Below are 25,262 nucleotides of genomic sequence, written 5' to 3'. Positions count from 1 at the left end.
AAGATAAGCTAAGTTATTCTTAGTCTTATCCTTTTATCTTAAGAAGATAATCAACAACATTTTCTATAAAAGCATCATGTTTTCTATCTTTTCTATATGCAATATATAATTTTCTAGACATTTTATGATTTCCTATTCTTGATTCATATAAAGCTCCAGCTTTAAGTAATGATTCAATAGCATTTCTTGATACAATAGAAACAGTAGGTCTTTCTTCTTTATTTGAATGTAAAACAGTTTGAACTATAGTTGTTGCACTTGTAACTTCACTTGTAACATCAAAAGTATCACAGTCAGGATAGTTTGCCTTATCCAAAGATTCTTTAAAAATTAGTCTTGTATGTGAATCTGGATTTCTACATACCCATTTATATGATAATAAATCACTTGCTTTTGCTTTTGAAGGTAATGGCTGATTTGAAAATATTACAATTTCATCATCCATCCATTCTCTATATATAATATCATCATCTGGTATATGATTTTCAACTAATGCCATATCAATCTTTTTATCTAATAAATCTTCTATTGCTTTATGTGAAACCGAAACATTAATTGATACATCATTGTTAATATTTTCTTTTAAATTATTTAAAAATCTTGGAAGAATATAATTTCCTATAATAAAAGATGCTCCAAAAAGGAAAGTTACATCTTTGTTCATTATTTTTAATAACTCTTTTTCTCCATTGTTTACACATCTTTCTATCTTTTGTGCAATACTATAAAGCATTTGACCTTCTTTTGTAAGTCTAATCCCATTTTTCTTTCTATCTACTACTTGAACATCAAGGTATTCTTCTATATATTTCATTTGTTGAGTAACAGCTGGTTGAGAAATACCCAATTTTGCAGAGGCTTTTGAAAAAGACTTTTCTCTGACGACTGTTAAAAAAGTTTCTAGTTTTGCAAAATCTGTTAACATTATTTTAGCCTTTAAAAAAATTAATGATTATAATAACATTTATTTATAAATAAAAAAATTAAGAACAGCAGGTTTTATACAAAATATGCTATACTATATATTAATACTATAAAATTTAGTGTAATTATGGAGTAGAAATGTTAGAAAATTCTTTGTCATCTCTAAATGAATCTCAAAAGGAAGCTGCCCAGCATATTGATGGTTCTTTACTGATTCTAGCAGGTGCAGGTTCTGGTAAAACAAAAACAATTACAACAAGGCTTGCTTATTTGATATCTATAGGAATTGACCCTAGTTCAATCCTTACATTAACATTTACAAATAAAGCTGCAACAGAGATGAGAGAAAGAGCATACTCAATGATAGATACAAGTATTGTAAATACTCCTCCACTACTTTGTACTTTTCATAAGTTTGGATTATTATTTTTAAAATTTCATATGAGTGAATTAGATAGAAGGAATAACTTTATAATTATAGATACTGATGATAAAAAAAGAATACTAAAAAATATAGACAAAGAAATTACTACTTCACTTTTAGTAGGTGAAATTTCAAAATATAAAAATACCTTAATAAGTCCTAGTGAAGCTAAGCAAAGTGCTCAACTTAAAATATATCAACAAATTGCAGATGTTTATGAAAAATATGAAGCATACTTACTTAAAAATAATTTAGTTGACTTTGATGACTTATTACTGTTACCTTATAAAATATTAGAAAAGAATGAAAATTTAGCAGAACAAATAAGTCAAAAATATCAATATGTTATGGTTGATGAGTATCAAGATACAAATGAGCTTCAATATAAACTTTTAAAAAAACTATGTACAACTCATAATAATTTGTGTGTTGTAGGTGATGACGACCAATCTATTTATGGATGGAGAGGTGCAACCATAAAAAATATTTTAAATTTTGCAGATTATTTCAAGGGAACAAAAGTTGTAAAATTAGAAGAAAACTATCGTTCAACAAATACTATTTTAAATCATGCTAATCAACTAATAGAACATAATAGAGATAGATTAGGTAAAAAATTAATAGGAACTAGAAAAGAAGGCGATAAAATAAAAGTTTATGAATCTTCAGATGAAAATGAAGAAACAAGAAAAATTATAGATGATATTAATAAACTTTTAGCTCAAGGTGAAAGTGCAAAAGATATGGCAATTTTATTTAGAGTAAATGCACTTTCAAGATCCTTAGAAGAAGGCTTTAACAAAGCCGGACTAAATTATAGACTAATTGGTGGAATGAAATTCTATGAAAGAGCAGAAATTAAAGATTTAATTGCTTATTTTAGAATTTTAACAAATACTACAGATAACTTTTCTTTTAAAAGAATAGTGAACAAGCCTAAAAGAGGTATTGGAAAAACAACTATTGAAAAACTAGATGCAAAATCAATTGAAACAAAAAAACCTATTTTTTCATTGATTGAAGAACTAGAGCCTGATGATTTAGCAAAAATTGTTGGAAAGAAAAATTCAAGAACTCTAAAAGTTTTTATGGCTTCAATAATGGACTTAAAAGAAATTTTAGATGAATCAAAAATGAAATTTTTAGATATGTTCGAAGAAACTTTTGATTATAGGGCCTCATATGATAATGTTCCTGATGGTTTTGATAGACAAGCGAATGTTGATGAGTTTTATGGATATATAAGAGATTTTTTTATTCAAAATCCTCATTTAGACTTGGATGATTTTTTAAATGAAATTGCTTTAGAATCAGAGCAAAGTGAACTTACTGAACAAGCAGTTTCTATGATGAGTATACATTCATCAAAAGGTTTAGAGTATAAACATTTATTTATAATTGGTCTGGAAGAAGGTTTCTTCCCAATTATTGGAGATGGAAGTGATATTGAAGAAGAAAGAAGATTGGGGTATGTTGCAATTACTAGAGCTATGGATAACTTGACCTTATCTTTTGTTCATTCAAGATTTTATAAAGGGAAAAGAGCATCTTTATTAAAAAGTAGGTTTTTAAGTGAAAGTGGCTTAATAAAAGGAAGTTTAACTATAGAAAAGACTTCAGCATACAAAAAAGGTGATTTAGTACAACATAAAATTTTTGGGATGGGAAGAGTACAAAAAGCTACTAAAGCTGGAAAAGATTATAAACTTACAATAAATTTTGGTGGTCAAAGAAGAGATATCCTTTCAAGTTTTGTTGAGAAGATATAAATAATTATGCAGAAAAGACTTTATGACAATAAACCATTAAATAAATTAATTGTTGTTAACAAACCAATATTTAGAAGTTCGAATTCATATTTAAATGAAATAAAAAGAAAATATAAAAATAAAAAAGCAGGTTTTTCAGGTACTTTAGACCCCTTTGCTTGTGGATGTCTAATTGTTGCTTTTGGACAATATTCCAAGCTTTTTAATTATCTAAAAAAAACTCCTAAAACGTATAGAGCTGTGATTTGGTTGGGAACTACATCAGAGTCTTTAGATATTGAAAATATAATTACTATAAAAAATGAAAAAGTATTAAGTAAAGCTCATATTAAAGAAGAAATTAAAAACTTAGTAAAAGTACATGAATATTATCCTCCAAAGTTTTCAGCAAAAAAAATAGATGGTAAAAGAGCATATGACTTAGCAAGAGAAGGCAAAAGTATAGATATGAAAAAAACTTTTATGGAAGTATTTGATACAAGATTTATTTCCTATAAGCATCCTTTCATAACTTTTGAGGCTACTGTTAGTGAAGGCTCATATATAAGAAGTTTAGCTCAAATTCTTTTAAAAAAGTTAGATGTTAAAGGAACACTTTCTTATCTAAATAGGATAAATGAGGGAATGTTTTTTTATGAAAATGAAAAAGATTTAAATCCCATTGATTTTTTAGACTTGAAAGAAAATACTTATACCGGAGAAAAAAGTTTTTTTGAAAATGGTAAAAAAATATCTTTAGAGTTTTTAGAAAATAAAGATGATGGAAAGTATATAGTTAAATTTGAAGAGTTTTTTAGTATAATTCAAATTCAAAATAATGAAGTTAAGTATCTATTAAACAAGGTTAATTTTTAATGCCAATAAGAAAATCTTATGCAAAAGTAAATATTTTTTTAAAAATTGTTGGTAAAAGAGATAATTATCATGAATTAGCATCAAGATTTGTAAGAGTATATTCCTTATACGATATTATTGAGTTTAAAAAAGAAAAATGCACTAAATTTACTTTAGAGGGAAATTTTTCTTGTGATATTAAAAGAAATACTGTTTATAAAGCATATGAACTTTTAAAAGAATACTCTTCAAAAGTAGATGAATATTTTAATAATCACAAAGTCATAATTGAAAAAAATATTCCAGAATTTGCTGGATTAGGTGGAGGAAGCTCAAATGCTGCAACATTCATTTTAATGGTGAATGAAGAGTGCAACTTAAAAATGTCTAAAGAGGATTTGTGTAAAATAGCACTAAAAATTGGAGCTGATGTTCCTTTCTTTATATATGAATATAATAGTGCAAATGTATCAGGAATTGGTGAAATTGTAGAAAAATTTGAAGAAGAAATTTTAGATATTGAACTTATTACACCAAATATTAAGTGTGATACAGGTGAAATATTTAAAAAGTTTAGAGATGAGTTTTATACAGAAATTAATCAAGAAAAAGTCTTTAAGCTTTTTAAGGAAAAATCAAAAGATTTTTTAAGTAAGAGTAGCATAAGCGTAGCAAATGATTTATATAAGCCTGCGAAAATAATATATAAAGATTTAAAAAATTATGAAAAAAAACAGTGGTTTTTTAGTGGAACTGGAAGTACATTTTTTAAGGTTAAATAATGGCAAAAAATAAAGAAAAAAATTTATCATTTAAAAATAAAAAAGCATACCATGATTATCATATTTTAGAAACACTTGAAGCAGGAATTGTTCTTGAAGGAAGTGAAGTAAAATCTATGAGAGAAGGTAGAGTGAATTTAAAAGATAGTCATGTAAGAATTATTAAAAATGAAATATATGCTTTAAATATTCATATTACACATCTAAGTACTGCACACTCGACATATAGACCAAATGAAAAAAGAGATAGAAAGTTACTTTTACATAGAAAAGAAATTGATAAACTATATAATAAAGTGACAAAAGATGGAGTAACTTTAATTCCTACAAAATTATATTTTAATTCTAAAAATATGGTTAAAGTTCAAGTAGCTATTGCAAAGGGTAAAAAACTACATGATAAGAGAGAAGATTTAAAGCAAAAAACTTTGAAAAAAGAAGCTTTACAAGCTTTAAAAAATCACTTCTAATTTTACTCTTAGAATCACTATCAAAATAGCTATTAAAAAAATAAAATATTAAACTAAACTTAAAAAAAAATTGTTAATTTTTTGTTAAATTTAAGGTTCTCTTAGCTATGATTAGCTTGATAAGTGACAGAAAAGTGACTTGTATAAAAAATTAGTAGGAGGAGATTGATGCAAAACGGTTCACAAATCGAGTATGATTACTCAATTGCAAAAGCCTTTACATTTGCAACAATTCTGTTTGGTATCATTGGTATGACAGTTGGTGTTATACTAGCGTTTCAACTTGCATTCCCTGGATTAAATAATCTTGCAGGGGAATATGGTACTTTCAGTAGATTAAGACCTTTACACACAAATGGTGTTGCTTTTGGTTTTACTCTTAGTGGTATCTTTGCATGTTGGTATTATATCGGGCAAAGAGTTTTAAAAGTATCTTTAAAAGAGTCTCCATTTTTAATGGGTGTTGGAAAATTACATTTTGCACTTTACTTCATCACAATTCTTTTAGCAGTTGTAACTTTATTTATGGGTATTACAACTTCAAAAGAGTATGCTGAATTAGAATGGCCTTTAGATATTTTAGTAGTTGTTTGGTGGGTATTATGGGGAATATCAATTTTTGGATTAATGGGTATTAGAAGAGAAAGAACATTATATATCTCTATTTGGTACTTCATTGCTACATTTATTGCTATTGCTATGTTATACTTATTCAACAATATGGAAGTTCCAACATACTTTGTATCTGGGTATGGTTCATGGATTCACTCAGTATCTATGTATTCTGGAACAAATGATGCCTTAGTACAATGGTGGTATGGACACAATGCTGTTGCATTCGTATTTACTACACCAATTATTGCTATGATTTACTATTTCTTACCAAAAGAGTCAGGACAAAATGTTTACTCTTATAAGTTATCAATCTTAGCTTTCTGGGGTTTAATGTTTGTTTACCTTTGGGCTGGTGGACACCACTTAATTTATTCTACAGTTCCTGATTGGATGCAAACTATGGGTTCTGTTATGTCAATTGTATTAATTTTACCATCATGGGGATCAGCTATTAATATGCTTTTAACTATGAAAGGTGAGTGGCAACAATTACAAACAAATACGTTAATTAAGTTTATGGTATTAGCTTCTACATTCTATATGTTATCGACAATAGAAGGACCAATTCAATCAATCAAATCTGTTAATGCAATTGCTCACTTTACAGATTGGATTCCAGGACACGTTCATGATGGTGTTTTAGGATGGGTTGTATTTATGGTTATGGCTGCACTATTCCATATGGCTCCAAGAATGTATGGTAGAGAAATTTATTCTAAATCATTAATGGATACTCAATTCTGGTTACAAACAACTGGTATTGTTTTATACTTCACATCAATGTGGATTGCAGGTATTACTCAAGGTATGATGTGGAGAGCTTATGATGAATATGGTTCATTAGTTTATTCATTTATTGATACTGTAACAGTATTACATCCATACTATACAATTAGAGCAGTTGGTGGGTTATTATACCTAATTGGTTTCTTTATGTTTGCATACAATATGTATAAAACTGCAACTGCAGGAAGAATTCTTGATAAAGAACCTACAAATGCTACACCGGTAGCTGCTTAAGAAGGAGGGTAATAATGTTTCATTGGTTTGAACAAAGACCGTTTTTCTTTGCGGTATTAGTATTTATATTTGTTGCATTCGCAGGTATTATTGAAGTAATTCCTGATTTTGCTAAACAATCAAGACCTACTGTTGGTACGAAACCGTACACTTTACTTGAGTTAGCAGGTAGACAAGTTTATATTAAAGATTCTTGTAATGCTTGTCACTCACAGTTAATTAGACCATTTAAATCTGAAACAGATAGATATGGTATGTACTCATTATCTGGTGAATATGCTTATGATAGACCATTTTTATGGGGATCAAAAAGAACAGGTCCAGATTTAATGAGAGTTGGAAATTATAGAACAACTGATTGGCATGAAAATCATATGATGGATCCTGAGTCAGTAGTACCAGGTTCAATTATGCCAGCATATCCTCATCAGTTTACAAATATTGCTGATTTAGATACTGCATATGCTGAAGCGTATACTGTTAAAACAGTATTTAAAACTCCATATGATGTAGATATTGATGGTGATGGGAAAATTGATGTTGAGCTAGGTGATTATGAAACTGCAATTGCAAAAGCAAAAGAAGATGCAAAAGCTATTGCTGCTGATATGAAAAACCAAGCTGTTAAAGATGCCGTAGCAAACGGTCAAGTTCCTGAAATTGTTGCATTAATTGCATATTTAAATTCTTTAAAATAAGAGGTTAAAATGGATCAAGAAACTCTATTGACAATTCAAGGTTATGCAAAGTTTTTTTTAATCTTGATAGTATTCATTGTATTTTATTCTTATGCTTATTCAATGTATAAAAGGCAAAAAAAGGGTGAAAGAGATTTTGAAAAATATTCAAATTTAGTTCATGATGATGCAATAGAATCTGATCCTCTCGAAGATAGAAAGAAAGATAAAGAGAATATAGAGAAGGAGAAATAAGATGAAATCTATGGTAATAGGTGGAATTATTCTTATCGTTGCTCTAATCGCAGGAACTTACATTGTTGCGGGTGATGCGTTAAGTAGCGATATTTCAGTTGAGAATAGTTTAACATTTTTAGGTGCTATTGCAATTATTACTATTACAGTATTTGTAGCTTTAAAATATGTTAACCAAATCAAAAATGATACAGCTAGTGGTGAATTAGCTGATGAAAACTGGGATGGTATTGGAGAGTATAAAAATCCAATTCCTACAGGTTGGGGATTAGCTTTTATAGGAACAATTATCTGGTTATTTTGGTACTGGACTATTGGTTATCCTACAAATGGATTCTCACAAATTGGTCAATGGAATGAAGAAGTAAATGATTATAATACTAGATTTGCTTCAAAATTTGAAAATCCATCAGAAGATACTTTAGTTGCAATGGGTGAGTCAACATATTTAGTTCAATGTGCACCTTGTCATGGTGTTGATGCTGAAGGTATTAATGGTAAGGCTCATAACTTAACAAATAGAATGGCTAAAGATCAAGTTGAATATATCATTAAAAATGGTGCAAACAACTTTGCTAATGCTTATCCAGCAGGTATGCCTCCTATGATGTTAACTGAACAAGCTGATATTGATGCAGTTTCTTCATATGTTGCAGGTGGATTTAAAGGTGAACAACCAGCAGCATATGCAGTATGTGCTTCTTGTCATGGTGCAGATGGTAAAGGTATGCCTTACGTTGGTCCAAATATTGTAGAATATGACGATGCAATTGTAACTACTGTTTTAGAGAATGGGAAAAAAGGTTCTATTGGAATGATGCCAAACTTCAAAGGAAGACTTAATCCTACTCAAGAAAAAGCAGTTGCTGCTTATATTAGAAGTTTAGGAGAATAAGATGGCTGGAAATACACAAATGAATGATAACGAAAGAGGATTATTTGCTCTTAATGGAATTGTTGGAATGTTAATTGCAACAGTTTTACTATTAACTATTTTAGGTGTATTAACTTATAATGCAATTGTAGTTCAACAAAATGAATCTACAAATTATTATAAAATAAACCAAGATCTTAATGGACTAAAAGCAATTAGCCCTGACAATATCAAGCAATATGAGCTTGTTGGTAAGGAGAAATAAAATGGAAAAAATTATTGGTGTACTATTAGTAATAGCAGCTGGTTTATCATTATATTTATCTTTTTTTGATTCAACAAGAGTGTTTGTAGGTTAATGGCTAGTTTAAAATTTTTAAAAGTAGTAGTGATTACACTGCTACTTTTTTTATCTTCAAATTTGTATGCAAGTAAATATGTATTAAGTGATGATGGTCTGATTGATAAAAGAGCTATTGGAAAAATAGAAGAAATTGGAAATGAAACCTCTGCTAAACTTAATGTAAATATATATGTTTATGCAAAGTCTTCTTTAGGATTAGATTCTAATATTTCAACAAAAGATAAAATTAAATATATAAAAGATCATGAATCTCAAATTTTAGATTCTTTGAAAAAACCTTATGTACTGTTAACTATGTCAGTAGAGGATACTCATGTAAATTTAATTGTATCTTCAAGTTTAAAAGATGTTGTAGAAAAAAATGAAATATTAAATGGATATGTTGTACCATTGCTAGCATCAAAAGACAAAAACTCAACTTTTGCAAAGGCAAGTGCAGCTATTTTAAATGGATATGCGGCAATTGCTGATACTATAGCTGAATCAAAGGGAATAGAACTAGAAAGTAGTATAGGAAGCTCAGGAAAAGTAGCTGGTACTATTTGGAGAGTTTTTATGTATACTTTGATTATTTTAGGTATTTTATTGTATATGTATGCAGTTTTGAAAAGAAAAAAATAGGAAAACATTTAATATGAAAAAAAGAAATTATTGGCCTTTACTTTTTATTGGTTTATTCTCATTTGCTTTTACATTAATCATTTGGACTATATATTCAGCTGTAAACACACCTGTTTATGAAGATGAAACATTTTTAAAGTCTTATCAGGATCTTGATAAACATTTTAATGAAGTTGTAGAATCAAATAGAACTTTTAAATCAAAATATAATTTTGAAATACTTTTTAATGATAAAAAGTTTGCACTTATTATTGATGATATGTTTAAAGCTCAAAGGGTTATTGAAAAAGAGTCGAAACATAAGAAAGTGTTTTTTAAAGGTAACAATACTGTTTCTATTTTGATTACAGATAAATCAGGGAATTTAATAGATAATATAAAAATTAAACTAAGAATTTCGAGGCCAACTAACCATAATAATACAATGGATTTCACAGAAGAAGATTTTTCCTTAGAAAATGGAAAATATACTAAATTGGTGTCTTTACCATTAAAAGGAAATTGGAATGTTACTGGAAATTTCTCAATTGGCAATGATATAGGATATTTTTATTTAAAATCTGATGCAATTGAGCAGTAAAAAACTTATAGTTAAACCTACTTCTAGGTCTATAAGAGAGTATTTAAGTAATTCAACTTTTGAAAATACTCTCTTACCCTCTCTTATAACAATTGATGAATTTTTTAAACGAGTACTTTTTTTTGAAAACAAAAAATTAATTGATGAAGAACAAAGATTTTTATATCTTACAGAAGCAGTGAAAAATGTAAATTTAAAAAGTCTAGGTATTTCTTCTTCTTTTAGTTCCTTTTTAAAACAAAGTGATTATATATATAGATTTTTTTTAGAGATAGCAAGTGAAAATATTTCTATTGATTCAATTACTCTTGTAGATACATATTCTTATTATGAAGAACATTTGAGTATTTTAAGAAGTATATACAATAATTATTTAAAAATACTAGATAAAAATAATGCTGTTGATAGAATAAACTTTTATAAATATTTTAATATAAATAAAGATTTTGTAAATAGATATGAGGCTATTGAAATTTATTTTGAAGGTTATTTTACACAGTTTGAGTTTGAACTTATAAAAGAAGTTTCTAAATGTGTAAATTTAGAAATTGAATTTATTTATAATGAATATAATAAAAAATCTATTCAAAAGTTTATTGATTATGGTTTAAAAATTGATAATTTTAATAGATATAGAATAAACTTTAGTAATAAAAAAATAGTTTCCCAAAAAGAAGATAAACAAAATATTCAGAGCCTAGAGATAAAAGGATTTTCATCTAGAATAAACCAGATAGCTTTTATTAAAACAAAAATATCTGAATTTGTAGATAAAGGTATAGATCCTTCAAAAATTGCATTAATTTTACCTGATGAGAAATTTGCAAATATTCTTAGACTTTTTGATGAAGAATCTTATTTTAATTATGCGATGGGAATAGGCATTGAAAACAGTAAATTATATAAAGTTTTAGATGCAATATATTCAAGCTTAGTGGACGAAGAAATAAAACTAATTAAAAATATTGAGTATTTAAATATTGATAAATCTTTTTATACTGAATTATTTAAAAAAGCATGGAATAAACCAATAAGAAAAGAAAATTACGCTGAAATAATAAAATATTTTAAATCTTTAGAAAGTAATAAAGACTTACTAGAAAAGTTTGATGATATATGTTTTAAGTTTGAGAAATTAATCTTTTCTCAAGATGAAGTTATACTTTTTAAAGATGCTTTTAAAATTTTTCATCAAAAAGTTTCTTCTATTACCCTTGATGATGTAAACTCAGGAAAAATTACTGTAATGGGTCTATTGGAAAGTAGATTAATTGAATTTGATGCATTAATAATATGTGATTTTAATGAATCTTTAATTCCTAAAAGAAGTCTAAAAGATAAGTTCTTATCAACTGCTTTAAAACAAAAAGTTAACTTACCTACCATAACTGATAGAGAAAATCTTCAAAAGTATTATTATAAAAGGTTAATTTCAAACTCAAAGAATATTGCAGTATCTTATGTAAAAAATGATAGTGACCAGATTTCTAGATTTGCAAGTAAGATTTTTGACAAATATGAAATTGAAGATAAACTTTATGATAATGAATATAAACATATTCTCTATCATAATCATTCTTTAAAACATTTTGATGAAGAAATTATTTTAGATATTGATTTATCAAAGATTGTTTGGAGTGCAAGTAGTTTAAAAGAATTTCTTGAATGTAAACGAAAATTTTATTTAAATCACATATTAAAAATAAAAGAGCATGATATCTCTTTAAAACCAAAAGGATATGAGTTAGGAAATATTGTTCATAATACTTTAGAAAAGTTTTATAAGCAAGAAGATAGAAATTATGGAAAATTATTAGAAATATTTAATGAATACAGAAGTGAAAATCCTTTCTTAAATTTAGACTTGGAAATTTGGAAAAGAAAACTTCAAGATTTTATTTCTTATGAAGAAGAAAGATTTAAAGAAGGCTTTGAAATTATTGCTTTGGAAAAAGCTTTTATTTTTGATTTTGAAGGAATAAAGCTTCAAGGAAAAATTGATAGAATTGATAGATTAAAAGATGAATACTATGTACTTGATTATAAAACTTCAAGTAATTTAAAAGTAAGTACTAAAAGAACATATGAAAAAGCGGTTGATTTCCAATTAGAGTTTTATTACTTAGCTGTAGAAAATTTATTTAAAACTGATAAAATTAAAAGTTTTTATTATGATTTATTTAATATGAAGCTTTTAGAAGAGACTGTTTTAGATAATAAATTAAATTTATTAAAAGAGATTTTTGAAACTTTCAAGACAAAAAGTGTTAACTTTATAAAATGTGATGATACACAGACTTGTCAATATTGTATTTATAAAACAGTTTGTAATAAAGATTAGGAAATTTATCTATTAATTGCTTTATAGTTACATAAATAGTAAATAAAGTTATGTTATTCTTTCATATACAAAAATATTCAAAAGTAGATAAATGAATAATAAAAAACTACACACACACTTAACTGAACAAACAATAATGTTTGCAAGTATTACAAAATGGATTATCTTATCATCGTTAATTGGAGCTATAATTGGAGCTATAGTATCTTTATTCTTAAAGTTTTTAGAATATTGTGAGAATTCAAGAGAAGTTTTACCCTTTGACTATTATTATACATTACCCTTTGCTCTTGTTATCACTGTATTTATTGTAAAAAAGTTTGCTCCTAGTGCACAAGGACATGGTACAGAAAAAGTTATTGAAGCTATTCATAAAAATTCCGGAAAAATTGATATAAAAGTAATACCAGTAAAATTATTTGCTACAGTACTTACTATTTTTTCAGGAGGATCTGTTGGTAAAGAAGGTCCTGGAGCTCAAATTGGAGCTGCTGCATCTTCTTTTATTGCTACAAAATTAAGATTTTCAAAAAGAGATAGAAAGAAAATAGTTATTTGTGGTATTAGTGCAGGGTTTGCTTCTGTTTTTGGTACACCTTTAGCTGGTGCAATATTTGGAGTAGAAATACTTATTGTTGGTGCTTTAATGTATGATATATTATTGCCTTCAATAGTGGCAGGATTTTCAGCATTTTTTGTAGCTAAAATGTTTGGAATCAGTTATACTTATTTTGATATAGCTTTTTATACTTCTTTTGACTTTAATTATGTTTTAATTTCTAAAGTGATTTTAGCAGGAATCTTTTTTGGCTTAGTTGCTGATTTTATAATTACAACTTTAAAAGTAAGTCATGAATATATAAAAAAAATAAATTTACATTATATGTTAAAAGCATTTTTAGGAGGAGTTTTTATAGTTTTATTGACATTAATAGTTGGAGAAGAGTATTTAGGACTAGGTTTTAATACTATAAAAGAGTCTTTATCTTCTAGTTTTGAGTATCATGAAAATATTCCTTGGTATGCTTTTATTCTAAAAACAATTTATACTTCTTTAACATTAGGTTTTGGTGGAAGTGGTGGAGTTATTACTCCAGTATTTTATGTTGGTGCAACAAGTGGTAATTTTTTTGGTTGGTTAGTAGATGGATATATTCCTTTATTTGCTGCTTTAGGTTTTGTTAGTGTTCTTGCAGGAGCAACAAGTGCACCTATTGCAGCAATGATTATGGCGGTTGAGCTATTTGGTATGGATGTAGCTCATTATGCTGCTCTTTCAATAATAATAGCATTTTTAATGACAGGACATAGAAGTGTATTTCCTTCTCAAGTATTATCTATGAAAAAATCAGAGGCTTTAGATGTTAATCTAGGGGAGCAAATTGATAATACAGAAGCAACATATACCACAAGATTTTTTACGAATATTAAAAGAATATTAAGTTTAATTTATATGAAAATAAAAAATAAAAAAGAGTAATTTTTATACAGTCTTTATTAGAAAAAGATATATATTCTTGCTAAAATATTTTTAATCTTTTAAGTTTTACAAATAAAAAAAGGCTTTGGATCAAATCCAAAGCCTTTTTTTTGTTTAATAGATTATTCTATTATATTAGAAAGAATATTCTACGTGTAATCTTCCCATGCTTCCATCTTCATCAGTGTTATCAACACTTAATTCTCCAAATCTTACGTAAGTAGCAAAGTTACTTGACATTTGGTATTTAACTTGAGCATAAACTTCATTTATATCATTATCTGTTGTATAATCAGCTTCTGAGTAAAATAATCCTACATTTATGTTATCTGTTACATCTGCAGTTGCATGTACATATAAGTATTCAGCATCACCTTGACCTTCTGCAGTTACTCTCCAGTGGTAATCCATATTTGTTTTAGCACCTGAATCGAAGTAAACTACACCACCTTCATCATCAGTTTCACCATAAGCAACAAATCCTTCAAAGATTCCTGCTTTTGCAGTTAAACCTAATTGCCATAAGTTATTATCTAAATCAGCAGCATCTAAATCTAAAGAAGTATATCTTGCAAATGGAGATAATTTAACACCACTTACATCATAGTTTGCAGCTAAACCAACAGTATAAGAATCAAATACGTCATCTAAGTCAGCATAAAATGCATCAAGAGTAACACCAGCAAATGTAGCCATTGCACCTACAACATAGATATCTTCAGAACCATCTAATGCAGTTAACCCAGCATCTGTTAATTCAGATGATGCTTCAGTAGTATTAAAGTTAGTTTGGTTAAAGTATGCACCAACTAATGTAGCAGGACCAACATTATATACTGCAACTAAACCAGTACCAGTTTGCTCATTACCCATTGAATCTCTAGCAACAGTCCATGGAGTATCAATTGCTTGTTTACCAACAGTTACAGCAAGACCTTTTACACCTGTATATGTAAAGTTAACTTCTGATAATGTTACATCTACATTTCTATCAGAATCAGTAGAAGTACCAAGTGATGCTTCACCAGTTCCAGCTCCAATGATAAATCTTGTATTAGCAGTTACATCATCATTTACTTTAGATGATAGGTTTAATCCAATTTTATAGTTGTTGTTTGCATGATCTGAAGCTTCTTCATAATCATTATATCTGTATGCAACAGTTCCTGATACATCTACATTTTTAATTGCTTCTGTAAGTGGTTGAGCACATGCTGAAGTTCCAGCTACTGTTAAAGCAGCAATTAAACTTAATTTTGTAATTTTTGTCATTTCAATCCTTTGTGTGTAAATAATTTGTATTATACATGAAAATTATTAAAAAAAAATATATTTGTTGTAAAAAAAATATACAATTATTCTATTTTTGTTGTGATATTAAGACATCTTCAATTATCTTTGTAATATCCCCATCAAGAATTGCTTCTACGTTAGAATAACCAACATTTGATCTAGTATCTTTTACTTGTTGATAAGGTTGTAATACATAAGAACGAATTTGATGTCCCCATCCAATTTCACTTTTTTCTGTTCCATTTTTTTCTGCATGTTGTTTTTCAAGCTCTAATTCATATAGTCTAGATTTTAACATTTTCATGGCACTTGCTTTATTTTTATGCTGAGATCTATCATTTTGACATTGAACTACTAAATTAGTAGGAATATGTGTGATTCTTATGGCACTTTCTGTTTTATTAACATGTTGACCACCAGCTCCACTAGCTCTATAAGTGTCAACTCTAATATCTTTATCTTCTATCTCTATATCGATGTTATCATCTACTTCTGGGCTTACCATTACAGAAGCAAAAGAAGTATGTCTTTTAGCATTTGAATCAAAAGGAGAAATTCTAACAAGTCTATGGATACCATTTTCTGCTTTTAAATATCCATAAGCATTTTCCCCTTTAATTAAAAAAGATACATCTTTTATTCCAGCTTCTTCTCCATCTTGATAATCTAAAACTTCAATTTTATAATCATATCTTTCTGCCCATCTAAGATACATTCTATAAAGCATAGATGCCCAATCTTGTGACTCTGTTCCACCAGCTCCAGGATGAATTGAAATAATTGCATTTGAAGAATCATCAGGAGAGCTTAACATTACAGAAATTTCTGTTTGTTTAATAAGTTCTTCTAATTCTTTTGCTTCTTCAAAAAGTAGCTCAAAAGTTTCTTCATCTTTCTCTTGGTTTGCTAACTCGTATAATTCATTTGTACCACTTAATGCTTCATTTGCTTTATTAAATTTACTTAGTTTAGCCAAGATTCGATTTTTTTCTATTCCAATCTTAGTGGCAGTATCAACATTATTCCAAAAGTCTTGTTTGGATTCAAGTTCTTCAATCTCTTTTAATCGAGTATTTAATTCATCTGGTTTTAAAATATTTTTAATATTCTCAAGCTTCTTATTTAAAAGCTTAAGAAGTTCAGAGTATTCATAACTATCCATTATTTCTTTTCTTGCTCTTTTTTCTTATTTATACTTTGTAGGTATACATAAACATTTTTTATGTCATTACTATCCATTAGTGTAGCATAAGGTTTCATCACCAATGCCATACCTCTATCATATGTTCCTAGATTATAATCTCTAATAGATAAAGTGAAGTCTTGAAGGTTTAAATCTTTAATAGGTCTTGAAGTTCCTCTAGCTTTCTCTTCTCCATTCTTTCCATGACATGTTGCACATTTATTTTTATAAAGTGTTTCTCCAGATTTACTTTTTTGAGCATAAATTCTTTCTTTTTTTATAGCAATTTCTTGTTCTTTTCTTTTTTCAAGTCTTTGTAGAATCTTGTTTTCTAGTTCTTGTTGATTTAAAGATGAAATTTCAGCCTCTTTTTTTAAAACATAAATATAGTTATTCCCTTTTTCAGTTTTTTCTATATTTATATCTGCAACATTCCAACCTTCATTTTTCATATCTTGTACAGACTTAGTTCCCTTACATTCTCCCCCATCTAAAGAAGTTTGCTCTATAGTTGCCATGCTTTTATGATTTTCTTTATAGCACATAGTTGTTTGTGCGGCTGCCAAACTTAAGCTTAATATAGAAGTTAGTGTAAGTGTAGAAAGAAGTTTCATTTATATCCTTTTTTTTAATTCAAGGATATTTTATCATAAATAGATTAAATAATATTTTAGTAAAAAAAAAGGCCAGGGTAAAACCCTAGCCTTTTGGTAGATTTAAGTTGTCTTTTCTTATTAGAAAGAGTATTGAACTTGTAATCTTCCTCTTAAGTCATCAATAGTTTTACCTGTACTATTTTCTTTTTCATATGTACCATATCTAACATATGTTTTAAAGTTTTTAGACATTTTATATACAACTTGTGCATAGATTTCTTGCTCTTCCATGTCATTTGCATAATCCATATCACTTAAGTTAGCAGAAATATGTAATGATGGTAATGCTTGTACACCTAAAGAAACATTATAGAAATCTGCATCTGCTTTTCCATTTGGATTCATATTCCAAGTTTGGTATGCAGTTTTTGAATCATTATCAAGTGCTACTAATCCACCTTCTTCATCAGTTCCTGCATAACCTACAGTTGCATCAAAGATTCCTGCTTTTGCAGTTAATTTGATTTTATATAATACATTATCAGCATCAACATTATCTAAATCTAAAGAAGTATATCTTGCATCAACACCTAAGTTAACAGCATCTAAATCGAATTTAGCATTTGCTCCAACAGTAAATGTATCAAATAAATCTTCTGCATCTAAATACCATGCATCTAAAGCAACTGGTCCAATGTTACCCATTGCAGCAACAGTAATTAAGTTTTCAGAACCATCAAATAATGCTGTTCCTTGACCTGAAGTATTTAAGTTAGTTTGGTTGAAGTATGCAGCAGCTAAAGTAACTGGTCCAACATTTGAAAGAGCTAAGATACCAGTACCAGTTTGCTCATTACCATCTGAATCAACAGCTACAGTCCATGGAGTAGTTAACCCTTGTTTACCAACATTAACAGTTGTATTTGCAAGTCCTGTATAAGAGAAGTATACATTAGATAATTCAACATCTACATTTGCATCTGAACCATTTTGAGTATCTAATCCAGCAAAACCACCATCAGCACCAGCAACTAAAAATCTAGTTACAGCAGTTACATCTTCATTTACTTTTGCTTTTGCAGTTAAACCGATTTTGTAGTTATTTGAAGTTCTTGAACCTAGACCACCATCGATATCATCATTATAATCATTATATCTATATACAACTGTACCAGATACATCTACATCTTTAATTGCTTCTGCTAAAGGTTTTGCAGAAGATACTGTTGAAAGACCAGCAACTGCAACAGCAGCAACTAAACTCATTTTTGCGAATTTTTTCATTTTTTCTCCTAAGTTTTACAAATTTGTAAGCAGTTAACCGGACGCGCGAACCATTTAGATAGTAAACTAACCAAATACTTTCCGGATGACCGTTAGACAAATTCTACATAAGCTAAAATAAAAGTTTTCTTAAACTATAACCCTTTTACGGTAATTTTAAGTAGTTTTTTATATATAAATAATAATTGAAATATTTATTCTTATACAGTTTGTTTAGTTTTCTAAAGAAACAATGCAGTTTTTAAGAATATCTGGTTTAGAAATTTTTATTGAAAGATTTGAAATTTTGTACTTTTTATTTAAATATTTTTCTAAGTATTTAATAGCATCTTCAAGTAAAAAAAACTTTTTTTCTTTCATTTTTTTTTCGACTCTTGATGCTACTTCTGAATAATCTATAAAATAATCTTTTTTAAAGTCATATTCAAAAAAGATATTAATATTAACTTTTTGTTTTTTTATTCTTTCAAAGTCAAGTATACCAATAATACATTTAAAGCTTAAATTCTCAATATTTATTTTCATAAAATTTAAACTAATTTTTTCTCTTCCCCTCTAATAAGTCTAACAATATTGGGGATGTGTTTATAATAAATTATAAAAGCAATTAAATACATTGGAGCATTGCTATTTACTCCTAAACCATTATTTAAAAATAAAGCAGCAATTACAGTTGCTGTTAAACCTAATAAAGAAGATAAAGAAGATACTTTTAAAACTTTTGCACAAATAATCCAAACAAGAGCACCTATTAATGTAGGTATAGGAAGTAAAACTAAGAATACTCCAAGTCCAGTTGCTACGCCTTTTCCACCTTCTAGGCTCAAAAAAATAGAGTAACAGTGTCCTAAAACTGCAAGTACTCCTATAGCCCATAAGGTAGACTGTGAAGCATCTAATGCCATAGCAATTAAAATAACAATTGTTCCTTTTAGGGCATCTAAAATAACAGTTGCAACACTTAATTTCTTTGCTAAAGAAGGGTTTGTTTCTTTTACTACCCTAAGAACATTTGTTGCTCCTATTGAGTGACTACCTTGTTCTTTTATATTAACACCTGCAAATATTTTTGCAAGAAGAAGACCAAAAGGAATAGAACCTGCTAAATAAGCCACTATATAAAAAAGAATATTGAAATTTAAAAAATAATCCATTTAAAACCTTGAAATTTATTTTGAAGATAAAATTATAGCTAAATTTTATTTAATGCTTTTATTTTTAATAAGTTATAACAAAAATTTTGATATATTCCAAAAGATATTATAAAGTAGATATGATTTAAATATAAAAATGAAAAGAGACATATAAAAGGTTTAAATTGAATTTAAAAATAGATTATAAAAAAGAAATTTTAAGATTAAAAGAGCAATTAGATGTAACTTTAGTTGCACACTTTTATCAAAGGGATGAGGTCTTTGAGTTAGCTGATATCACAGGAGATTCTTTAGAGCTTGCAAAAAAAGCTAAGAATACTGATTCTAAGTATGTAGTCTTCTGTGGTGTTGGTTTTATGGGAGAAAGTGTAAAAGTATTAAGCCCAGAAAAAACAGTTTTGATGCCTAAAGTAGCCTGTTGTGCTATGGCTAGAATGATTGATGAGGGTTATTATGAGCAAAACCTAAAACAGATAAATGAAGCTGGAATACCAAATGAAGATATCTTGCCAATTACTTATATCAACTCAAGTGCAGCAGTAAAAGCAAAAGTTGGTGAAATGGGAGGTATGGTTTGTACTTCTTCAAATGCTTATAAAATTATTGAAAAAGGTTTAGAGTCTGGAAAGAAGATTTTCTTTGTACCAGATAGATGCCTTGGTCAAAATTTTGCAAAACAGATGAGTCTAAAATCAGCAGTTGTTGGTGATGGAAGTGATTTAAAAGAAGCAGATATTATTTGTTATAACGGTTTTTGTTCTGTACATCAGCTATTTACTGTGGATGATGTAGAGTTTTATAGAGAAAAATATCCAGATATTTTAGTTGCAGTTCACCCAGAGTGTGATCCAAGTGTTTGTGATGCTGCGGATTTTGTTGGTTCTACTTCTCAACTTATAAAATATATAAAAGATTTACCTATTGATCAAAAAGTTGTTGTAGGAACTGAATTTAATATGGTTAATAGACTTAGAGAGAAAAATACTTATATTTTAAGTTCTACAAAACCAGAGTGTCCAACAATGAATGAAACAACTTTAGAAGATGTTTATAAAACACTGAAATCTATAAAAGACAATAATATAAATGAAGAAACATTAATAAAAGTAAATGATGAAACAATAAAATGGGCAAGAGTTGCTTTAGAGAGGATGCTTGAAGTATGATAAATATTAAGAAGTTTGTTAAAAATGCTATTATAGAAGATAATGGAAGAGGAGATTTGTTTTTTGATGTAGCTCCTAAGGGTAAGTTTACAGCACGTGCTATTGCAAAAGATGATGGTATTTTAGCAGGTGAACTTTATGCAAAAGCATTAGCAAAAACAGAAAAGTTTGATTGTAAGTTTTTAAAGCATGATGGTGATGTTTTAAAAAAAGGTGATGTAATAGCAAAACTTGAAGGTAAAGCTTCAATTCTTTTATCAAGTGAGAGAACTTTTTTAAATATGCTTCAACATGCATCTGGAATTGCAACTATGGCAAATAAGTTTGCAAGTAAGATTGAGGACTTAGAAGTAGCTTTATTAGATACAAGAAAAACAAGACCACAACTTAGAGATTTTGAAAAGTATGCAAGTAGAATAGGTGGAGCTATTAATCATAGGCTTGGACTTGATGATTGTTTGATGATTAAAGATACTCATATGAAAACAATACCTGATCTTGCAGAGTTTATTAAAAAAGCAAGAAAAAGAATCTCTTGGGTTACAAAAATAGAGATTGAGTGTGAAACTTTTGAGCAAGTAAAAACTGCAATGGAAGCAGGAGCAGATATTATTATGTGTGATAATATGGAACCAGAACAGATAAAAAAAGTGGTTAAGTTTAGAGATGAAGAACATCCTCATGTTTTATTAGAAGCAAGTGGAAATATTAATCTTGATACGGTTAGGGATTATGCTTTAACAGGAGTTGATGCTTTAAGTTCAGGAAGTATTATACACCAGGCAACTTGGCTTGATTTTTCAATGAAATTTGACTAATTTACTATTGGTTAATAGTTTTATAATATAGTTGACTTATGAAAAAAGACTTTATCCTAAATAATAAAATAAATATGACAGATTATGCAAGGGCTTTACGTCTGATAGAGAAGAGTAGGTATATTCTTATTATAACTCATGTAAATCCAGACCCAGATTCTATCGGTTCAGCTTTAGCCTTGTCTAATTTTCTTTATGAAAATAGAATAAAGCATAAGGTTTTTAATGTAAGTTCTGATTTGCCGCAAAATTTAGATTTTATTCCAAGGTTTGATAAAATTACTGACCAATTACCTAAATTTTATGATTTAGCAATTTCTGTTGATTGTGGAAGTTATGGTAGATTAGGAATTACTCTTCCTAAAGACATACCTCTTATTAATTTTGATCATCATAAATCAAATGATGATTTTGGAGAGGTAAATATAGTTGACCCTATGAAAGGTTCAACAGCAGAGATTGTTTATGATTTTTTCAGACACAATGGCTTGTATATTACAAAAGCTAGTGCAACAGCACTTTATGTAGGAATATATGATGATTCTTTAGCTTTCTCTTTAGGTAGATGTGATGAACTAACATTTGATAAGGTTAACCATTTGGTTGAATATGGAGCAAATCCTTCTGATATAGCAAATAAACTTTTAAGAAGAGATTCTTTAGCTAAATATAGAATTATTCCTAAAGTTTTAGAAAGTTTAGAACTATACGATGAAGGTAAAGTTGCTACAATTTATGCTAAAGAAGAATGGTTTAAGGAAACGGGAGCTCATAATAGAGATTGTGAAGATGCACTTGATATGATTATGAGTATGCAAATAGTTAAAGTTGCTTTTTTTGTAAGAGTTGTAAATGAAGTTAGTAGAATTTCATTACGTTCAAAAGAAAAAATTGATGTATCAAAAGTAGCTGCTTGTTTTGGAGGTGGTGGACATTTCAATGCAGCAGGTTGTAGCTTAAATACAATTGATATAGAAAAAGCAAGAAAAAAAGTTTTAAAGGAAGTTCTTGAGACGACAAAAAAATAGTTTTGGAAAAATAGTTATCTTTTTAGTTTTAGCAGTTGTTATTGTGGGTATAGTTTTTGTTTACTTTTCTCCTCAATTTGAAAAACAAGCACCTAAAATAAGCACAGAAAATAGTCTTTTTTGGAATACAAAAGATGAGTTTGCAATTTCATTATATGATGAAAGTGGTATAAAATCTTATAGTGCTTATTATGTAAGTAAAAATGGTCCAGTTGTTATTAATAGTCAAAACTTATCGTCAAAGCAAACAAATGTAACGTTTAATCTAGCTAATATAAGACTTGATCCAAATGCTAAAAGTGCAAAGATTGTAGTAGAAACTACTGATAGAAGTAGTTGGAATTTTTTCCAAGGGAATAGTTCTAAAAAAGAATTTGTAATTGACATTGATAAAAGAAGTCCTATAGCAAATGTTGTTGCAAATTCATATAATATTAGACAAGGTGGAAGTGCTGTAGTAGTAGTTGAGGTAAAAGATGAAAATTTAAGTGATAAATATATCACTTTTAATAATGAATACAGATTTGAGTTACTTCCATATAAAAAAGAGAATTTTTATGTAGCAATTATAGCCTGGCCAGTTTGGGAAGAAGATTTTAATAGAGTTAATTTAGTTGCTGAAGATAAAGCAAGTAATAAAACTATTACTAAAGTACCTTTATATATAAAAGATTTAAAAATAAAAAATGATGATATAAAAATTAGTACAAGTTTTATTCAAAATGTTTCTATACCTGTTTTACAAAAAAGTGAAATAGAAGTACCAACAAATGAAATTGATATCTTTCTTAAACAAAATAGAGATTTAAGAGTAAATAATGTTGGAACTATAAGAAGTGAATCTGTTAATAAAATGTCAAAAGAGATGTTAAATAAATTTGATATTAAACCTTTTAGAAGATTAAATGGTTCTAAAACATTTGCAGGTTTTGCAGAAAGAAGACATTATTATTATAATGGTGAGAAAATAGATGAAGCATGGCATTTAGGAATGGACTGGGCAAGTATTAAACATGCAAAAATAACAACTTCTAACGAAGGAAAGGTTATCTTTAATGATTATTTAGGTATTTATGGAAATACCTTAATTCTTGACCATGGTTTTGGAGTACAATCATTATATGCCCATACTAGTAAATCTTTTGTTCAAAATAGTGATTATATAAAAGCAGGTGATAAAATTGCATTAACTGGAAGTACAGGAGCAGTTTTTGGAGACCATTTACACTTTGGAGTATTAGTTCAAGGAATTGAGGTTAACCCTTTAGAGTGGATGGATAGAAATTGGATAAAAACAAGAATTACCAATATTCTAGATGAAGCTAATTATATTATAAAAAGTAGTGGAAAATGAAACAAAGAACTATAGCAAATAGTGTTGAAATTGTAGGGATAGGATTACATAAAGGTGTTCCTGTAAAGATGAAACTTGAACCTTTAGATTCAGATATGGGAATAGTTTTTTATAGATCTGATAAAGCAGTTTCTATTCCCTTAAAAATTGAAAATGTAGTAGATACAAAAATGGCAACAGTAATTGGAAAAGATGATGTTGTCATATCTACAATAGAACATTTACTATCTGCTGTATATGCTTATGGAATAGATAATTTACGTGTTGTTATTGATAATGATGAAGTTCCTGTTTTAGATGGTAGTTCTGCAGGGTATTGTATGCTTATAGAAGAAGCTGGAATAAAAGAACTTGAAAAATCTAAAAAAGCTATAAAAATAAGACAAGATATAAAAATAGAAACAGATGATGGTAAAAGAGTTAGTTTAAAACCTTCAAATCATATTATTTATGATTTTTCTATTAATTTTGAACATCCTGTTATTGGAGAACAAAACTTTAGATTTGATTATTCAATAGAAGAGTATAAAGAAAATATTAGTAAGGCACGAACTTTTGGTTTTTTACATGAAGTTCAATATTTAAGAAGTATTGGCTTAGCTCAAGGTGGAAGTTTGGAAAATGCAATTGTTTTAGACCAATCAAAAGTCTTAAACCCTGAAGGTTTAAGATATAGTGATGAATTTGTAAGGCATAAGATTTTAGATGCAATTGGAGATATGGCTTTATTGGGTTATACTTTAGTTGGAGAATATGATGCCCATGCAGGAAGTCATCATTTAAATCATTTACTTACAAAAAAAGTTTATGAAGATAAAGAAAATTATGAAATTATTGATTTAGAAAAAGCAGATGCAGAAGCTCATGTATTTGAACTTGCATATTCTAGGATACAAGCTTGACAGAAGTTTTAGTGGTTAGTATTTCAAAACCTCTTTTAATAGGGATTTATAAAAACAAAGACTTAATTGAAGAATTTGAAGTTGAAGGTATGACCTCAGATTTTCTTCCTCTTACTTTTAACAAAATTATTAAAAAATATAATATTAATAGAATAAATTATGTAAATACACCTGGATCATATATGGCTATAAAGGTAGCGTATGTATTTTTAAAAACACTCTCTATAAGTAAAGATATTGAATTTTATGCATGTAGTGGCTTTGAATTTAATGGCAATACTCCTATAAAAGCTTTAGGAAAAAAATACTTTATAAATGAAAATGATACTATTAAAGTAGATTTTTTAGATAATAATACTAAAATACAAGATTTTAAATTGCCAAAGTCTTTAAAAGAAATTAATTTCTCTTTAGAAACTTTACCAATATATAATTTACCTGCCGTATAAAGGAA

General features: G+C 28.0%; 26 protein-coding genes. 19 read left to right on the top strand and 7 right to left on the bottom strand.

What is annotated here, in order from left to right:
• Positions 1-25: 25 nt before the first annotated feature.
• Entirely contained in the window at positions 26-925 is a 900-nt protein-coding gene (locus tag CP965_RS06090; protein WP_129061191.1) for a LysR family transcriptional regulator, read from the bottom strand.
• A 137-nt stretch (positions 926-1,062) separates the two neighbouring features.
• Here CP965_RS06090 and CP965_RS06085 point away from each other — a divergent pair, with 137 nt between their 5' ends.
• From CP965_RS06085 to CP965_RS06025, 13 genes are all read left to right on the top strand, one after another.
• Positions 1,063-3,117, top strand: coding sequence for an ATP-dependent helicase (locus tag CP965_RS06085; protein ID WP_129061190.1), 2,055 nt, complete (start codon positions 1,063-1,065; stop codon positions 3,115-3,117).
• A 6-nt stretch (positions 3,118-3,123) separates the two neighbouring features.
• On the top strand, positions 3,124-3,972 hold the full coding sequence (gene truB, locus CP965_RS06080; RefSeq protein ID WP_129061189.1) for a tRNA pseudouridine(55) synthase TruB: 849 nt from the start codon (positions 3,124-3,126) through the stop codon (positions 3,970-3,972).
• Positions 3,972-4,733 carry a 4-(cytidine 5'-diphospho)-2-C-methyl-D-erythritol kinase gene (locus CP965_RS06075; RefSeq protein WP_129061188.1) on the top strand — a complete coding sequence of 254 codons (762 nt, stop codon included), beginning with the start codon at positions 3,972-3,974 and terminating at the stop codon, positions 4,731-4,733. Before truB ends, CP965_RS06075 begins: the two co-directional genes overlap by 1 nt.
• A complete protein-coding gene (gene smpB, locus CP965_RS06070) occupies positions 4,733-5,203 on the top strand; it encodes an SsrA-binding protein SmpB (protein WP_129061187.1) in 471 nt (156 codons plus the stop codon). Before CP965_RS06075 ends, smpB begins: the two co-directional genes overlap by 1 nt.
• A 168-nt stretch (positions 5,204-5,371) precedes the next feature.
• Positions 5,372-6,838 (top strand): cytochrome-c oxidase, cbb3-type subunit I, encoded by a 1,467-nt coding sequence (gene ccoN / locus CP965_RS06065; RefSeq protein WP_129061186.1) that lies wholly within the window; start codon positions 5,372-5,374, stop codon positions 6,836-6,838.
• 14 nt (positions 6,839-6,852) lie between these two features.
• A complete protein-coding gene (gene ccoO, locus CP965_RS06060; protein WP_129061185.1) occupies positions 6,853-7,536 on the top strand; it encodes a cytochrome-c oxidase, cbb3-type subunit II in 684 nt (227 codons plus the stop codon).
• A 9-nt stretch (positions 7,537-7,545) separates the two neighbouring features.
• A complete protein-coding gene (locus tag CP965_RS06055; RefSeq protein WP_129061184.1) occupies positions 7,546-7,770 on the top strand; it encodes a cytochrome c oxidase, cbb3-type, CcoQ subunit in 225 nt (74 codons plus the stop codon).
• Position 7,771: 1 nt separating this feature from the next.
• Positions 7,772-8,665, top strand: a complete 894-nt coding sequence (locus CP965_RS06050) for a c-type cytochrome (protein WP_129061183.1) — start codon at positions 7,772-7,774, stop codon at positions 8,663-8,665.
• 1 nt (position 8,666) lies between these two features.
• Complete coding sequence (locus CP965_RS06045) at positions 8,667-8,909, top strand: DUF4006 family protein (RefSeq protein ID WP_129061182.1); 243 nt, start codon at positions 8,667-8,669, stop codon at positions 8,907-8,909.
• Positions 8,910-9,002: 93 nt separating this feature from the next.
• Entirely contained in the window at positions 9,003-9,629 is a 627-nt protein-coding gene (locus CP965_RS06040) for a hypothetical protein (RefSeq protein ID WP_129061181.1), read from the top strand.
• Positions 9,630-9,642: 13 nt separating this feature from the next.
• On the top strand, positions 9,643-10,209 hold the full coding sequence (locus CP965_RS06035; protein WP_129061180.1) for a FixH family protein: 567 nt from the start codon (positions 9,643-9,645) through the stop codon (positions 10,207-10,209).
• Positions 10,193-12,550: a PD-(D/E)XK nuclease family protein gene (locus CP965_RS06030; RefSeq protein ID WP_129061179.1), complete on the top strand. Its 2,358-nt coding sequence runs from the start codon at positions 10,193-10,195 to the stop codon at positions 12,548-12,550. The genes CP965_RS06035 and CP965_RS06030 overlap by 17 nt, the downstream gene beginning before the upstream one ends.
• 91 nt (positions 12,551-12,641) lie before the next feature.
• A complete protein-coding gene (locus CP965_RS06025; protein ID WP_129061178.1) occupies positions 12,642-14,030 on the top strand; it encodes a chloride channel protein in 1,389 nt (462 codons plus the stop codon).
• Positions 14,031-14,165: 135 nt separating this feature from the next.
• Here the strand turns inward: CP965_RS06025 and CP965_RS06020 are convergent, their stop codons facing one another.
• From CP965_RS06020 to plsY, 6 genes are all read right to left on the bottom strand, one after another.
• Positions 14,166-15,302, bottom strand: a complete 1,137-nt coding sequence (locus tag CP965_RS06020) for a major outer membrane protein (RefSeq protein ID WP_129061177.1) — start codon at positions 15,300-15,302, stop codon at positions 14,166-14,168.
• Positions 15,303-15,390: 88 nt separating this feature from the next.
• Positions 15,391-16,485: a peptide chain release factor 2 gene (gene prfB, locus CP965_RS06015; RefSeq protein ID WP_129061176.1), complete on the bottom strand. Its 1,095-nt coding sequence runs from the start codon at positions 16,483-16,485 to the stop codon at positions 15,391-15,393.
• On the bottom strand, positions 16,485-17,120 hold the full coding sequence (locus CP965_RS06010) for a c-type cytochrome (RefSeq protein ID WP_129061175.1): 636 nt from the start codon (positions 17,118-17,120) through the stop codon (positions 16,485-16,487). The genes prfB and CP965_RS06010 overlap by 1 nt, the downstream gene beginning before the upstream one ends.
• Before the next feature lie 120 nt (positions 17,121-17,240).
• A complete protein-coding gene (locus CP965_RS06005; protein WP_129061174.1) occupies positions 17,241-18,386 on the bottom strand; it encodes a major outer membrane protein in 1,146 nt (381 codons plus the stop codon).
• A gap of 213 nt (positions 18,387-18,599) precedes the next feature.
• Positions 18,600-18,911, bottom strand: coding sequence for a dihydroneopterin aldolase (locus CP965_RS06000; protein WP_129061173.1), 312 nt, complete (start codon positions 18,909-18,911; stop codon positions 18,600-18,602).
• A gap of 5 nt (positions 18,912-18,916) precedes the next feature.
• On the bottom strand, positions 18,917-19,540 hold the full coding sequence (gene plsY, locus CP965_RS05995) for a glycerol-3-phosphate 1-O-acyltransferase PlsY (protein WP_129061172.1): 624 nt from the start codon (positions 19,538-19,540) through the stop codon (positions 18,917-18,919).
• Between the two features lie 176 nt (positions 19,541-19,716).
• Here plsY and nadA point away from each other — a divergent pair, with 176 nt between their 5' ends.
• Genes nadA through CP965_RS05965 form a run of 6 tightly spaced genes read left to right on the top strand, consistent with a single transcriptional unit; the run spans position 19,717 to position 25,257 of the window.
• Entirely contained in the window at positions 19,717-20,706 is a 990-nt protein-coding gene (gene nadA / locus CP965_RS05990) for a quinolinate synthase NadA (RefSeq protein WP_129061466.1), read from the top strand.
• Positions 20,703-21,524 carry a carboxylating nicotinate-nucleotide diphosphorylase gene (nadC, locus tag CP965_RS05985; RefSeq protein ID WP_129061171.1) on the top strand — a complete coding sequence of 274 codons (822 nt, stop codon included), beginning with the start codon at positions 20,703-20,705 and terminating at the stop codon, positions 21,522-21,524. The genes nadA and nadC overlap by 4 nt, the downstream gene beginning before the upstream one ends.
• A gap of 38 nt (positions 21,525-21,562) precedes the next feature.
• On the top strand, positions 21,563-22,552 hold the full coding sequence (locus CP965_RS05980; RefSeq protein WP_129061170.1) for a DHH family phosphoesterase: 990 nt from the start codon (positions 21,563-21,565) through the stop codon (positions 22,550-22,552).
• Positions 22,533-23,906: a M23 family metallopeptidase gene (locus tag CP965_RS05975; RefSeq protein WP_129061169.1), complete on the top strand. Its 1,374-nt coding sequence runs from the start codon at positions 22,533-22,535 to the stop codon at positions 23,904-23,906. Before CP965_RS05980 ends, CP965_RS05975 begins: the two co-directional genes overlap by 20 nt.
• Positions 23,903-24,808, top strand: coding sequence for a UDP-3-O-acyl-N-acetylglucosamine deacetylase (lpxC, locus tag CP965_RS05970; protein ID WP_129061168.1), 906 nt, complete (start codon positions 23,903-23,905; stop codon positions 24,806-24,808). Before CP965_RS05975 ends, lpxC begins: the two co-directional genes overlap by 4 nt.
• A complete protein-coding gene (locus CP965_RS05965; RefSeq protein WP_129061167.1) occupies positions 24,805-25,257 on the top strand; it encodes a hypothetical protein in 453 nt (150 codons plus the stop codon). The genes lpxC and CP965_RS05965 overlap by 4 nt, the downstream gene beginning before the upstream one ends.
• Positions 25,258-25,262: the final 5 nt, after the last annotated feature.

Origin of the sequence: Halarcobacter mediterraneus (assembly GCF_004116625.1) — a bacterium.
In the GTDB taxonomy this organism is placed as follows: Bacteria; Campylobacterota; Campylobacteria; order Campylobacterales; family Arcobacteraceae; genus Halarcobacter; species Halarcobacter mediterraneus.
Note: the sequence above shows the minus strand (reverse complement) of the source record. Positions and strands in the feature narration are given on the sequence as shown.